Annotated in this window: 17 protein-coding genes and 2 pseudogenes; 6 read left to right on the forward strand and 13 right to left on the reverse strand. The window is 63.0% G+C overall.

Annotation, left to right across the window (positions count from 1 at the left end; genetic code table 11):
- Positions 1-9: 9 nt before the first annotated feature.
- Entirely contained in the window at positions 10-1053 is a 1044-nt protein-coding gene (locus FPP74_RS04725; RefSeq protein WP_144717270.1) for a DNA recombination protein RmuC, read from the reverse strand.
- 30 nt (positions 1054-1083) lie between these two features.
- Complete coding sequence (locus FPP74_RS04730) at positions 1084-2475, reverse strand: AI-2E family transporter (RefSeq protein ID WP_370511792.1); 1392 nt, start codon at positions 2473-2475, stop codon at positions 1084-1086.
- An 87-nt stretch (positions 2476-2562) separates the two neighbouring features.
- On the opposite strand from FPP74_RS04730, the gene ychF reads away from it, so the two are divergent.
- A complete protein-coding gene (gene ychF, locus FPP74_RS04735; RefSeq protein WP_144717271.1) occupies positions 2563-3648 on the forward strand; it encodes a redox-regulated ATPase YchF in 1086 nt (361 codons plus the stop codon).
- Here the strand turns inward: ychF and FPP74_RS04740 are convergent, their stop codons facing one another.
- The gene (locus FPP74_RS04740; protein ID WP_095278920.1) at positions 3649-3999 is read right to left on the reverse strand and encodes a VOC family protein; all 351 of its coding nucleotides are present in this window, start codon (positions 3997-3999) and stop codon (positions 3649-3651) included.
- Positions 4000-4326: 327 nt separating this feature from the next.
- Here FPP74_RS04740 and FPP74_RS04750 point away from each other — a divergent pair, with 327 nt between their 5' ends.
- Both FPP74_RS04750 and FPP74_RS04755 read left to right on the forward strand, forming a co-directional pair.
- Entirely contained in the window at positions 4327-4608 is a 282-nt protein-coding gene (locus tag FPP74_RS04750; RefSeq protein WP_095537047.1) for a type II toxin-antitoxin system RelE/ParE family toxin, read from the forward strand.
- 8 nt (positions 4609-4616) lie between these two features.
- On the forward strand, positions 4617-4922 hold the full coding sequence (locus FPP74_RS04755) for a HigA family addiction module antitoxin (protein WP_095537046.1): 306 nt from the start codon (positions 4617-4619) through the stop codon (positions 4920-4922).
- Positions 4923-4925: 3 nt separating this feature from the next.
- Here the strand turns inward: FPP74_RS04755 and FPP74_RS04760 are convergent.
- From FPP74_RS04760 to relB, 4 genes and pseudogenes are all read right to left on the reverse strand, one after another.
- Positions 4926-5716: pseudogene (locus FPP74_RS04760) on the reverse strand (alpha/beta hydrolase).
- Between the two features lie 21 nt (positions 5717-5737).
- Positions 5738-6181: an alternative ribosome rescue aminoacyl-tRNA hydrolase ArfB gene (arfB, locus tag FPP74_RS04765; protein WP_095548359.1), complete on the reverse strand. Its 444-nt coding sequence runs from the start codon at positions 6179-6181 to the stop codon at positions 5738-5740.
- A 61-nt stretch (positions 6182-6242) separates the two neighbouring features.
- Positions 6243-6527 (reverse strand): type II toxin-antitoxin system RelE/ParE family toxin, encoded by a 285-nt coding sequence (locus FPP74_RS04770; RefSeq protein WP_095545698.1) that lies wholly within the window; start codon positions 6525-6527, stop codon positions 6243-6245.
- Between the two features lie 8 nt (positions 6528-6535).
- Positions 6536-6751, reverse strand: a complete 216-nt coding sequence (relB, locus tag FPP74_RS04775; protein ID WP_165765720.1) for a type II toxin-antitoxin system RelB family antitoxin — start codon at positions 6749-6751, stop codon at positions 6536-6538.
- A gap of 171 nt (positions 6752-6922) precedes the next feature.
- Between relB and FPP74_RS04780 the strand changes: the two genes are divergently transcribed.
- Complete coding sequence (locus FPP74_RS04780; protein WP_255456068.1) at positions 6923-7288, forward strand: DUF2200 family protein; 366 nt, start codon at positions 6923-6925, stop codon at positions 7286-7288.
- Positions 7289-7349: 61 nt separating this feature from the next.
- On the opposite strand, the gene FPP74_RS04785 is transcribed toward FPP74_RS04780, so the two are convergent.
- A complete protein-coding gene (locus tag FPP74_RS04785; RefSeq protein ID WP_255456069.1) occupies positions 7350-7661 on the reverse strand; it encodes a hypothetical protein in 312 nt (103 codons plus the stop codon).
- A 182-nt stretch (positions 7662-7843) separates the two neighbouring features.
- Positions 7844-8458, reverse strand: coding sequence for an HdeD family acid-resistance protein (locus FPP74_RS04790; RefSeq protein WP_186439382.1), 615 nt, complete (start codon positions 8456-8458; stop codon positions 7844-7846).
- Between the two features lie 309 nt (positions 8459-8767).
- On the opposite strand from FPP74_RS04790, the gene FPP74_RS12190 reads away from it, so the two are divergent.
- Positions 8768-8926 (forward strand): hypothetical protein, encoded by a 159-nt coding sequence (locus FPP74_RS12190; RefSeq protein ID WP_186439383.1) that lies wholly within the window; start codon positions 8768-8770, stop codon positions 8924-8926.
- Positions 8927-9451: 525 nt separating this feature from the next.
- On the opposite strand, the pseudogene FPP74_RS04795 reads toward FPP74_RS12190, so the two are convergent.
- A pseudogene (locus FPP74_RS04795) lies at positions 9452-9646 on the reverse strand (aminoacyl-tRNA hydrolase); the annotation flags it as partial.
- 122 nt (positions 9647-9768) lie between these two features.
- Between FPP74_RS04795 and FPP74_RS04800 the strand changes: the two are divergent.
- Positions 9769-10131, forward strand: coding sequence for a DUF2200 family protein (locus FPP74_RS04800; protein ID WP_144717274.1), 363 nt, complete (start codon positions 9769-9771; stop codon positions 10129-10131).
- Positions 10132-10153: 22 nt separating this feature from the next.
- Here the strand turns inward: FPP74_RS04800 and FPP74_RS04805 are convergent, their stop codons facing one another.
- From FPP74_RS04805 to FPP74_RS04815, 3 genes are read right to left on the reverse strand one after another with little or no spacing between them, the layout of a single operon-like run.
- Positions 10154-10906 (reverse strand): ABC transporter ATP-binding protein, encoded by a 753-nt coding sequence (locus FPP74_RS04805; RefSeq protein ID WP_095278917.1) that lies wholly within the window; start codon positions 10904-10906, stop codon positions 10154-10156.
- Between the two features lie 4 nt (positions 10907-10910).
- Positions 10911-12035, reverse strand: coding sequence for an iron ABC transporter permease (locus tag FPP74_RS04810; RefSeq protein ID WP_144717275.1), 1125 nt, complete (start codon positions 12033-12035; stop codon positions 10911-10913).
- On the reverse strand, positions 12036-13241 hold the full coding sequence (locus FPP74_RS04815; RefSeq protein ID WP_144717276.1) for an ABC transporter substrate-binding protein: 1206 nt from the start codon (positions 13239-13241) through the stop codon (positions 12036-12038).
- Positions 13242-13251 lie beyond the last annotated feature (10 nt).

Raw genomic sequence — 13251 nt, forward strand, 5'->3', positions numbered from 1 at the left:
TGACACAGTTTACCCGGCAGCGTGCCGCGGACGCGATGTGGCAGGCGTGAGCGGCGCGGCGTGTGCGCGGCCCGTGGGCACCTCCATATCCTCCAGCCGCCGGGCGGTCACCATGACGCGCGAGTCCATCGACGCCAGCGTGGCGTTGTATGCTTCCACGGCCTTGTCCAGCGAGGCTCCCACCTTGTTGTAGTGCTCGCCCATCACGCGCAGGCGAGTGTGCAGCTCCGCGCCGAGCCGCTGGATCTCCTTCGCCTTTTCATTGACCGAGTCCTGCCGCCAGCCGAGCGCTACCGTGCGCAGCAGCGCGAACAGGGTGGTGGGGGTGGCGATGACCACGTCGCGCGCAAGCGCGTAGTCGAGGAGCTCCGGGTCGATGGTCAAGCCTGCGTCGAGGAACGGGTCCGCGGGCACGAACATGACCACAAACTCCGGAGTGGGTTGGAACGCCTGGATATAGGACTTGGATGAGAGCGTGTCCACGTGGCGGCGCAGCAAGTGCGCGTGCCGGCGCATGTATGCCTGCTTCTCCTCCGGGTCCTCCGTGTTCAACGCGTCCAGGTACGAGGAGAACGGCACCTTCGCGTCCACCACGACGTTGCGGTCCTGCGAGAGCCGGATCACCATGTCGGGGCGGACGCCTGGGGTGTCGATGCCGCCGCGCAGGTGCGCCTGCACGTCAAAGTCGACGTGCTCCACCATCCCGCCGAGCTCGACGACGCGCTGGAGCTGGATCTCGCCCCACCGCCCGCGTGTTTGCGGGCTGCGCAGGGCGTTAATGAGCTGATCGGTGCGGTCGCCCAGCCGGGCAGAGGTGCGGCCGATCGCCTGCACCTGGCTGGCCAGCGCGTTGCGGCCGACCGCCTGGTCCTTGTCCAGCTCGTCCAGCTGGCCCTGGAGCTGGGTGAGTGCACGGGCGACAGGCGCCAGGTCCGTCGGCGGCGCGGGCGTGGGGGTGTTGCGCCTGAGCCAGCTCATGCCGGTGAACAGTCCCGCGATGAAGCCGAGGAGGAGGCCCGTGGACAGGATGAGAAATGCGGTGGCGGTAGACATGCGCCCGAGTTAACCACACGCACCGAACACCTAATCCTTGGTTTCGCCCTCCGAGTCGGAATTTCCGAACATTTTGGCGAACCGGGAGTTCTCGTGGGCGTCGATAAGCTTCTTCCAGCTCGACGACCCCTGGGGCTCGTCCGCCTCGGGCTCCTCGACGACCGGCGGGGCGGTCCACTGGCGCTCCTTGCGCCACTCCGCGCGCTCGTGGACGGACTCCTTCTCCTCGATCTCCGCGATGGTGCGGCCTTCCTCGGTGACAAAGTCGAGCTCGGCTGCGAACTTCTCGCCGGAGTGAATGCGCAGGATGTCCAGGACGTAGCGGTAGCACACCGCGATCATCGCGGCCGCGGGCACGGCGAGGAAGCCGCCGATGAGGCCGAACAGGCCGCCACCGACGGTGACGGAGACCAGGACGATGACCGGGTGCAGGTTCATGGCGCGCGACTGCAGCATGGGGGAGAGGATGTTGCCCTCGAGCTGTTGGACCGCGCAGACGATGGCTAGGACGATGAGAGCCTCGGTGAACCCCAGGGAGACGAGGGCGACGAGGACGGCGAGGGCGCCTGCGGTGACCGCGCCGATGATGGGGATGAAGCCGGCGATGAAAGTGATGACGGCCAGCGTGAACGCCATCGGTACGCCGACGATGGCGATGCCGAGGCCGATAAAGACGGAGTCAACGAGCGAGACGATGGCCTGCGCGACGATGAAACCGCTCAGCGTCTTCCAGGCGCGCGTGAGTAGCTCGGTGGCGTGGAGGCCGGTACGGCCGCCCGTGGCGGAGCGTACCCACGGCAGGAAGCGGTGCCCGTCCTTGAGAAAGAAGAAGGTCAGCACAAGGAGGACCATGAGCGAGACCATGAGGCTCGCCGCGGTGCCCAGGCCGGAGAAGACGCCGCCGGCGATCGCGCCCGCCTGGTTTTGCATCCACTGGGCGACCTCGTTGATCGCCTGGCTGAGGTCGTCGGGGTCCATGTTGAGCGGCGGACCCTGCAGCCACAGCTGCATGCGCTGGATGCCTTCGAGGGCCTGCAGGTAGAGGACACGGGAATGCGAGACGATGTCCGGGGCGATGAGCAGGGCAATTGCGCTGAGCAGGCCGAAAAAGCCCAGCAGGGTGATCGTCGCGGCGAGGCCGGACGGCAGGCCCGCGTTGCGCATCCACGACGCGATGGGGGCCAAGACCGTACAGATGATCAGCGCCAGCACGATCGGCAGGACGCCGGCCCAGAATGCGCCGATGAGGTTGCCCAACGCGAACAGGAACACGGCGATGATGAGCAGGCGCAGCGTCAACATCGCGGCGCCCTTGACCCACGAGTTGATGACTACGCCGCGGTCCACGCGATCCTCCCGTTCGACCGCAGCGGTGTCCTGGGGGTCGGTGATGGTTTCGGTGTTTGCCTTGCTGCTACTCACCCGCACTATTGTGCCCCACTCGCATCCAAAGCGCTCGCACCCCCTGCGTGTCGGGGGAGGAGGCGAAGTGGGCTAGGATAGGCCGACGTGAGCCTTACACTTGGAATCGTCGGACTGCCCAACGTTGGTAAGTCAACCCTCTTCAACGCCCTGACGCGCAACGAGGTGCTTGCTGCCAACTACCCGTTTGCCACCATCGAGCCCAACGTGGGTCTGGTGGAGCTGCCGGACCCGCGCCTGGACCGCCTGGCCGAGATCTTTGAATCTGAGCGGATCCTGCCCGCGACCGTGTCCTTCGTGGACATCGCCGGCATTGTGAAGGGTGCCTCCGAGGGCGAGGGGATGGGCAACGCCTTCTTGGCCAACATCCGCGAGGCGGACGCGATCTGCCAGGTGGTTAGGGCGTTTAGCGACGACAACGTGATCCACGTCGACGGCAAGATCGACCCCGCGAGCGACATTGCCGTGATCAACACCGAGCTGATCCTCGCTGACCTGCAGACCATTGAGAAGGCGCTGCCTCGCCTGGAAAAGGACGGCCGCAAGGACAAGGACATCGCCGCGCAGGCCGAGGAGACGAAGAAGGCCCAGGCCGTGCTCGAAAGCGACCGCACGCTGTTCGCCGCCTCCAAGACCGGCGAAATCGATCTCTCCCTGCTGCACCACCTGCACCTGATGACGGCCAAGCCCTTCCTCTACGTATTCAACTCTGACGAGGACGTGCTGACCGACGACGCCCGCAAGCAGGAGCTGCGCGACGTCGTTGCCCCCGCCGACGCAGTCTTCCTCGACGCCCAGACAGAGACCGAGCTTTTGGAGCTTGACGACGAAGACGCGTCCGAACTCCTCGCCGCCGTCGGCCAGGACGAGCCGGGCCTGCAGACGCTGGCGAAGGCCGGCTTTGACACCCTGGGCCTGCAGACCTACCTGACCGCCGGCCCGAAGGAGGCGCGCGCCTGGACCATCCACAAGGGCGACACCGCCCCGCAGGCGGCCGGCGTGATCCACTCTGACTTTGAGAAGGGCTTCATCAAGGCCGAGATCGTTGCCTTCGACGACCTGGACGAGCTCGGCTCCATGGCAGAGGCACGTGCCCACGGCAAGGTGCGCCAGGAGGGCAAGGATTACGTCATGGTTGACGGTGACGTGGTGGAGTTCAAATTTAACGTGTAGCTAGGCTTCGGGGTTGCCCACGCAGAATTCGTTGCCTTCGGGATCCTGCATGACAGTCCACACCAATCCCGGCGCCTCGTGGGTAGTGAGTTCGGTAGCGCCTAGGTCTTTGAGGCGTTCGATAAAAGTTTCGCGCTCCGCCCCGCCAACGTCGATGTGCATGCGGTTTTTCCCAGGTGTCGGATCCTTAACGCGCTGAAATCCCAGCGCCGGGGTGGAATCAACCATCACAAAATCGCCGTAATCCGCGGCGATTTCGCAACCGGTTGCGGCGGACCAAAACTCGGCGAGCTTTGAGGGATCGTTGCAGTCGAAGGTGATCTGCCGGATCGTGAAATTGGGATCGCTCATGAGCATCATTTTAGGGGCGGGGCTTAAAATGCGCTGTCTGGTGTACGAGCGGAGTTAGAGCCTTCCGGCCTAATGGAGTGTTTTGTATCGCGAGGTTTTCTCCCGCGAGAAAGTAGGAACTCGATCTCGTAGCCATTTTCGGCTTCGGTGCCCCAAGTATCAACCTGATCTTCACTGATAGGCTTCCCTTGTATTGTCTTCACGGTAGTCACCGTAATGCGGAAACGGTGTTGTTGCGTAGGGTGGGAGTGTACTTGCATTCGGGTGAGCTAAAGCTTAACGTTGTGCGTTATTGACGCTTTGCGTTATGGGGGGATAGGGTAAGGCATGATCCAGTCGTTCGGGAACCGAGAGACCGAGCTGGTATTCCTGCGTGAACCAGTTCCGAAACTGGATCCTCGGATCCATAAGTCGGCGAACAAGAAGCTCCACCAGCTCGACGCTGCTGTATCCCTTGACTCTCTTCGCGTACCGCCCGGGAATCGCCTAGAGGCTCTCAAGGGAGATAGGAAAGGGACGTTTAGTATCCGAGTGAATAACCAGTGGAGAATTACATTCCGCTGGAAGGGCGCAGGGCCCGAACATGTGACCATTGAGGACTACCACTAAGGAATGCCATGTCGAACAAGCTGTACCCGCCGATTCATCCTGGGGAGATTCTCTTAGAAGACTTCATTGAGGGATTCGGAATCACTCAGCACAAGCTTGCTGTGTCTATCGGGGTTCCGCCCCGTCGCATTAACGAGATTGTGCACGGCAAACGTGGAATCACGGCTGACACCGCTCTTAGGCTCGGAAAATATTTTGGGGTGGAGCCGATATTCTGGATGAATCTGCAGAACCAGTATGAGATTGAGCTGGCGGAAGATAAGGCCCTCGCCGAGATCGAGCAGATTCAACCGATCCAAGCTGTCTCGGCGTAGCGCCTAATCCACGTCCCCGGAGCCTATCGGGACGTATCGCGCGAGGAAATCCAGCTGCTGCGCCACGTTGCGCTCGAAGGCGTCGCCGACGTAGATGTCGAAGTGCCCGCCGGGCTGCATGCGAACCTCTCCCTTCGGGGCCTTCCGCACGTGCCGCAGGGTGGGGCGCGGCGGCGCCAGCGAATCGTCCTCGCACACCGCGAGGTGCGCGGGGCACTGGATTTTGCGGGCGTCGCGGCCGGGGAAGTAGCGCACGATGTCGGCGCCGAAGCGGGCGGTGATGCCCGACGGCGTCTGGTCTCCAGGTGGGATCAGTGCTTCGATGCCGGCGAGCGCGGCGATCTTGGCCAACACCTTCGGCGGGAGCGCAAATGTCGATGCGAACCCGTTGGTGAACGGGCACTGGGAAATCACGGCCGCAACCCGCGGGTCGCGTGCGGCGGTGCGGATGGCGTGCCCGCCGGCGAACGAGGTGCCCCACAGGACGATCCGGTCCGGATCGACGCCGTCGAGCTGCCGTGCGTATGTAATTGCGTTGCGCCAATCCTCCAGTTGGCGGCGCACCTAAAGCAGCTGCCGCGGCTCGCCTGCGCTGGCACCGAAGTGCCTGTAGTCGAACACCAGGCAGCGGTAGCCGGCGCTGCTGAAGCGTTCGGCGAAGGCGTCGAGACGCATGTGGCGCACCCCGCCGAGGCCGTGCGCCATCACAAGCATCGGCGAGCCGAGTCGGGGACAGACAGCCACGCGGCGCAGGAGCCGCCCCCGGAGGGGAAGGACACGTCGGTTCTTGGCATAACGCGAGTCTATGGCGAGCGCTAGGGAATCTGGGGGCGCCGCCTCGTGGACTTGAGTTCTGAGCGCCGCATCTTCGCCTCTCGATGGCGCCGCACCGAGCCCCGCGTTGGCTTCGTTGTGCGACGCGGGGGAGGCGGCGGGGCGAGCGCCTCGCGCAAGAGCGCAGCCAGGCGGCGACGTGCCTCAGCGCGGTTGCGAATCTGCGACCGCTGGGTCGACGCGGTCACGGTGAGGACGGTGCCGTCAAGGCGGTGTTCGAGGTTGCGCAAGATGCGGTGACGTTGGGCGTCGGTAAGCGATGCGCACGCAGCAATGTCGAGGGAAAGCTGGACCTTGCTGTCGGTGGTGTTGACGCCCTGGCCGCCCGGCCCCGATGATTTTGCAAACCGCTCCGTTAGATCGGCGGCAGCGATGACCGCGCCACCGGGGATCCCCGGGCCGGGGGCGATAGTCAGGTCGTTCATGTCACCCACCCTACGTTCGCGCTGGGGTCGATGAAGAATGGAGAGCCTACCGTGAGCACGATTAATCGCGGTAGATCTCGCGGCGATGGCCTATTGAAAGCACCTCGATTGTGATTGTGCCTTCGTTGATGAGGGCGAGGATTCGGTACGCGCCGACGCGATAGCGCCACTCTCCGGTGTGATTCGCGGAGAGCCCTTTCCCGAATGCTCGTGGGTCGGTGCAGCCTTCCAAGTTGTCTTTGATCCAGGTGGCGATGAGCCGTGCATCAAAGCGGTCCATCTTTTTGAGTTGCTTGCGTGCGCGGGCCGTGAATTCGACTTTGTAGTGGCCGGACGGTGTGGTCATCGGGAGCGCTAATGATCGAGGTCGGCCAGGATGTCATCAAGGCTGAACCGCTCACCGGTGTCGTGAGCGAGAGCGTCGCGAAGCTCCTGTACATCGTGCGCGTCTTCGATTTTCTCCAAGATCGCAGTGCGGGCGAAGTCGGAAAGAGTGACTCCTTCGAAGCGTGCGTACCTGCGCACGAGCTCCGCATCGTTGTCATCCATCCGGATCGTCATCGTTGCCATGGTTGCCCCCTTGGTGAGTTTGAATACAGTGTATTCAGTAGTTGAGCAGCGCGCAATGGTTGGAGTGCTCGAACTGCGCAAGACGAGCAGCACACGTCATACCTCGCCACATCCGCCTAGCGTGGGATGCTCGGACATGAACACACAGAACCACTAAGGAGCAAGAGAGAAATGCGCATGAACGAACAGGCAAAGTTAGAGCGGGTTTTCGCTTACCCTTTTGGCGACATTTACGGCAACTACGTGGCCAAGGTCGAGAGGAAAGGGCACACGCGCGAGGAGCTCGAAGACGTCCTCGGCTGGTTCACTCAGTTGAGTCCCGCGGAGCTCCAGGCTGCGGCTGAGTCGGAGAAGACGTTGCGGGAGTTTTTCGCCGACCTCGCGCTTACCCCGAACGCGGAGTTGATTACCGGCAAAGTGTGCGGGGTGCGTGTGGAGGACGTCGAAAACGACCTCATGCGCCAGATCCGCATGATGGACTTGCTTGTCGACGAGCTCGCCCGCGGCAAGAAAATGGAAAACATCAAGCGCAGCTAGTTCAACATCGAGACAGGCGAGGATTCCCGGAAGCGCTGCTACATCCGGGGGTTCTGTCCCTTTAGGACACCGCGAAACCGGAGTCGGGCTCGACACCCAGCAGGGTCAGATCCACGGCGGTGCCGTGTTGATTGTGGGCGTTGACGATGGTCAGACCCAGCGGGGCTGCGTCTTCGACCTGGTTAAGCGCGGCGAAGGCCGCTGTTTGTTCGGTCTCGACGATCGAGCGGGTGAAAGCGGAGTCGGTCTGGGTGCCGTCCTCAAAGGCGATGACGTCAGCGTCTAAGGCCTTGAGCCCCGAGACGCCGTCGTTGACCAGACCTGCGGTGAGTCCAGAAATGATGACGACGAGCAGGGACATCAGCCCCAGCACGGCGCCCATTAAGAGAAAACGTGTGCGCGAAAAGCATTTCGCGCCAAGCGAGATACATGGTGAAACGTCCTGAAAATCCTGGTGGTAGTGCGACCGGGCGGCCGCGCACTACACGTAAGCAACAAGTTGTCGCCAAATATGGAAACAGGATGTCGCTACGGTGTTGGGGTGTCCATGCTCCGCTAGTGCTGCACGCCGAATGTCGCGCCGAATGACCTGCGAGCCCGCTGGATCTGCCACGCGAGGACAAGGCTTGTGATGCCGCAGACGATGCCCCAGATGCCCGCCGTCCACACCAAGGCGGTGACGGACTCGGCCGGATTGGAGATGATGAGCCAGATCATCAGTACTGCCAAAATGACGTAGATGATACCGATGCCCACGCCCCAGCCGCGGCTCGTACGCAGCAGGGTCACTGCACGGAACACCACGCTCAACGCGATGCACCACAGCACAAGCATTGCCGCGAAGAATCCGGTGCCGACCGGGGTAAAGAGGAGAATGATGCCGGCAATGATCGTCGCCACTGCAAAGAACGCATCCCAGCCCCAGCCGGGCAGGTCGTGGCGCAGGCGGAGGACAACCGCCAGCTCGCTTACCCCCGTCGTAAGGAGCCAGAATGCGATCACGTAGCCAATAAACGGGGTGAGTATCGCAGTGGCGCGAGCTGGCGAAGCGAGGACAAGCGCGCCGAAAATAAGGCCGATCGCCCCATGAGCGCAGAGCAGTCCGATGCTCCAGTTTATTGCGGAGCTGAGCCTGTTGCTGTGTGATTGTGGTGTGTAGGAGGTGGTCATGTTCTGTTCTCCTTTGAGCTGACGCGAGTAGACGGGCCGGTGGCGGCTCCTGCTATTCATTCTGCTCCGGGGGTAGGAAAATGCAACACATTTTTTGTATTGGGTATCCGCTTTTGGGGCCGCCGACGTGTGAACAGCTTGCGCTAAGGCACCACGGTGCGTCGATAAGCTGCAGTGCCGTAGCCTTGAGCACCATGGCCACGAAGTACAAGTTTTCCCTTCCGAATGAGCACTGGGCGCAGGTATCGACGCCCGCGAACATGGACTTTTTGCTCACCCGTCCCGAGGATGCCGAGCAGTCTGTGTTTTATGCCGCCGACGATCAGCGGGCTGACCGCCACGCTCGCCGAGGACGCCGATATGCAGGCGGTGATGAAGGACAACCTCGCGCGCTTAGAACAGGCCGGGCAGAAGCCGCGCGTGGAGCAGGGCGAGGTCAGCCCGGACGGCAACGCGGGCCTGCAGTAGGTCACGCTGAGTGCCTCCGCTGAGGACGGCACCCGCGGCGAGGTCGCCCAGCTGCAGAACTACCTCATCCTGCGCGAGCAGGGCGGTTCCACCCGCTGGGTGGTGATGGTGGTGCTCACCGCGGACGTGGGGCGGATCCAGGAGCTGGCACCGGAGTTTCAAAAGCTGCTCGACTCCATCGAGTTCGTCTAACCCACAATGTCACCGCGCTCCCGGTACAGGATGACGACGATGTTGTGCGACTGTTCGATGTGGGCGCAATGGATCTCTATGATGTAGATGGTATGGCTGCATAGCAGTATCACTTGAGGTACCCCGGTGGCTAACTTGTCCCCGGGGTACTTTTGTGTGGGTGCAATACCCCACATTCATATGTCTTATTTATGGTACATTACAGGGCCTTTCCTATATTGGTGACGCAGCGTATTAATCAGCGGCTTAGCTCTGCTCAGTCGCGCTGCGTCACCACCCCTTAGGCCCTTTCCTTCCTTTATCAGGGCGCCCTACAGGCGCCCTTAGGTGTTATAAGCGTTGACGCTGGGCATCGGTAAGCGATGCGCATGCAGCGACATCGAGGGAGAGCTGAACCTTGCTATCGGTGGTGTTGACGCCCTGGCCACCGGGTCCCGAGGATTTTGCGAATCGCTCCGTGAACTCAGCGCCAGCGACGATCGCACCGCCGGGGATCCCCGGGCCGGGCTGGATAAGCAGGTCCTTCATACCGCCCACCTTACGTTTGCACCGGTGCTGATGGAGAATCCGTAGCGACCTCGAACGCGCGGTAGTCTTGCACTTTGAATCTCAGCCGCATAGGCACACGCTTGCGTGAAAGAGGAGTACTTTTGAACGAACAAGCAAAGCTCGAGCGGGTCTTCGCTTACCCTTTTGGCGACATTTACGGCAACTACGTGGCCAAGGTCGAGAGGAAAGGCCACACACGCGAGGAGCTCGATGACGTCCTCGGCTGGTTCACGCTCCTTGAACCGAACGAGCTGCGGGTTGCAGCGGACTCGGGGAAGGCGCTGCGCGAATTCTTCGCGGACCTCACGCTCACCCCGAATGCCGACCTGATCACCGGCAAGGTGTGCGGGGTGCGAGTAGAGGAGGTCGAGGACGAGCTCATGCGTCAGATCCGCATGATGGACTTGCTTGTCGACGAGCTCGCCCGTGGCAAGAAGATGGAAAACATCAAGCGGGGCGAGTAGGTGAATAAAGGACCTGACCCGCCTAGACGGGGCAGATGACGGGGACGCCGGAGTCGCTGAGGATCTTGGCGCGGATGCCGTAGACCTCATCGAGCAGGTCCGGGGTGAGCACCTCGGTCGGTGGGCCCTGCGTCACGCGCTGCCCGGCCTTCATGACGAGGAGCTCGTCGCAGTAGCGGGCCGCGAGGTTGAGGTCGTGGATTGCCACAATTGCCAGCTTGTTGGTACCGGCGATCTCCTCGCGGATCAGTCGCAGGACTTCCACTTGGTGGCGGAGGTCGAGGGCGGAGGTGGGCTCGTCGAGAAGCAAAATGCTCGGTTCGCGCACAAGCATCTGCGCAATGCCGACGAGCTGGCGCTGGCCGCCGGACATCGCGGTGATCATGCGGTCGGAGAGGTGGGAGATGTTGAGGCGGTGCATGACGCGCGCGGTGGCGTCGACGGGGTCACCGCTGGTGCTGCCGCCGTGGTTGGCGGAGATCATGATGGATTCAAACGCCGTGAGCGATGCCCCGGAGAGGAGGTCTTGGGGGACGTAACCGACGTGGTTCGGGCGGTCCTTGTCCTTGACCTCCTGGCCGTCGATGGTGACGGTGCAGGAGCCGGAGGCGGCTTTCTTTACGCCGGCGAGTGTCTTCACCAGCGTGGACTTGCCAGCAGCGTTGGGACCCAGCAGCCCGACGACTTTGCCGCCGTCGAGCGGGGCGAAGCTCATGGCGTCGATGATGGTGTTGCGGCCGTACTGGACGGTGAGGTCATCAGCCTGAATAGTCATGGCGTTATCCTTTCCGCTGGGCGCGGGTGAAAATCAGGAAGACGAAGAACGGGACGCCGACGAGCGCGGTGATGATGCCGATCGGGATGGCCACCCCGGGGATGATGGACAGCGAGACCGCGTACGCGATGCTGAGCAGCATCGACCCGGCAGCTGCCGCGGCGGGGAGGAAGAACTTCTGGTCCTCGCCGACGAGCATGCGGGCGACGTGCGGGCCGACCAGCCCGATGAAGCCGATGATGCCGGTGAACGCGACCGAGGCTGCGGCCAGCACAGAGGCGACGATGAGGGTAGTGATGCGCAGTCGCTGCACGTCGACGCCGAGTGCGGCGGCGCGGTCCTCACCCAGACGCAGCGCGGTGAGCCGCCACGCGTTGACGATGCAGAAGGGGATCGCGCAGACGATGACGGCGGCGAGGATGATGTTGGCGGTCCAGTTGGCGCGCTGCAGCGAGCCCATGGTCCAGAAGACGATCTGCTGCAGCGCCTCGGTGTTCGCGCCGTACTGCAGGAGCGAGAGGAGCGCCTGGAAAAGGAAGGACAGCGCGATGCCGAGCAGGATCATCGACTGCGCGTTCGCGCCCTTCCACACCGAGGCGGCAGCGACGATGAGCGCCGCGATCAGCGCGGTGAGCGCGGCCATGGTCGCCAGGTTGAACTGCGGGTTGGGGATGAGGGCCCAGCCCATGACGATCGACACCGCGGCGCCGAATGCGGCCGCTGCAGAGATACCGAGGGTGAACGGCTCGGCGAGCGGGTTATCCAGGATGGTCTGCATCTGCCCGCCCGCCAGGCCCAGCGCGGCGCCCACGAGGACGGCCATCACGGCCGCGGGCAGCCGCAGCGTCCGGATGACGGTCCGAGTCTGATCGTCGACGCTTTCCGGGTTGAAGACGGCGTTCCAGACGTCGGCAAGCGACAGGTTCAGCGGGCCGACGATGATGGCGATGAGGAAGCTCACCGCCGCCGCGATAATCAGGCCCACGATCGCAAGTGCTTTTCGACGCCCACGCTTCCGGTACGAACGAATCGCGTCGTTCCGGGCGGTTTCCGCCGAGGCCGGGGCGTCTGCCCCGGCGCGCTCTGCGCCGCTGGGGTCGGTCTGTCGAAGGGCTGTCGAAGTGGTCATTTAAGAGCTTTCACTGTTGGGGTCGGCGAAAAACGCGCCGCTGTATTCGAAGGGGAGGAAGTCCTTGTGGAATTGCTCGAAGTCTGCGGCCGGGTCCATGTCCTCGAACTCCTCCGGGTGGAGCCACTTGGCAAAGGCCTCGAGTGCGAACACGTTGAAGGGGTTGTCGTAGAACTGGTGGTACACGGCAAAGTAATTACCGTTCTTCGGCGCGTCAAGCAGGTCAATGCCCGGGATCTTCAGCGGGCCGGAGCAGGACTCGATCGCGGTCTGTTCGTCCGCCTGGTAGCCCAGCTCGACGTGGTGGTAGGACTCGGACTTCGATGGGTCGCTTGCCCACTCGCCACCGGTGACGATGAGCTTCTCGGGGTTGATCTCCACGAGCTTTTCTGTAGTCAGCTGGGTGGAATCCGTGCCGAGCACCTCCGGGCCGAGGTTGTGGCCGCCCGCGGCCGTGACCAGGGTGCCGAGGTGAACGTCGCCAGCGACGGAGCAGCAGTCTTGGAAGCCGGCCGCGGTCCACACCAGCGTGTCTGGGCGGTCCTCGATGTTGGCTACGCGGTCTGTAATCGTCTTCACTTTCTCGTCGTAGAAGGCGTTGAACTTCTCCGCGCGCTCCTGCTGGCCCAGGAGCTCGCCCAGCATGGTCATCGATACGGTTGTGTTTTCCAGCGGCTTCTGGCGGAAGTCGATGAACGCGTACTTGATCCCCAGCGCGTCCAGGTTGGAGAGGAAGCCGTTCTCCTCGCTCGCCTTCTTTTGGTCGAGCGTCATGATGATGACGTCCGGCTTCTGTGCAAGGAGGTTCTCAGCGGTGACGTCGCCCTTCTGGATGGAGCCGATCATCGGCATATCCTCGGCTTCGGGGTAGTCTTTGAGCAGCCTTTCCTGCAGTGCCGGGGCCGCCTTGTTGAGGTCGTCGCCGTACGCGACCACGTTGTTGAATGGGTTGTCCTGCAGGGCCGCGGTGGCGTACACCGCGCGGCCCTCGGCGAGCACGATTCGCTCGGGGCGCGCCTCGAAATCGAGCGTGCGTCCGGCGGCGTCGGTGATGTGGACGGCGTCCGCGCTCCGCGCGGCGGACGAGGAGGCGTTCTGCGTCTCGGTCACCGCGGCGGTGTCGTCATCACTTCCGGAGCAGGCGGCGAGCCCGAGGACCGTGGCTGCGGAGACAAGGAGTGCTCCGGCGCGTTGGAAAAGTTTCAACTGCAGACCT

The organism is Corynebacterium sp. NML180780, assembly GCF_007786415.1.
GTDB classification, from domain to species: domain Bacteria; phylum Actinomycetota; class Actinomycetes; order Mycobacteriales; family Mycobacteriaceae; genus Corynebacterium; species Corynebacterium gottingense.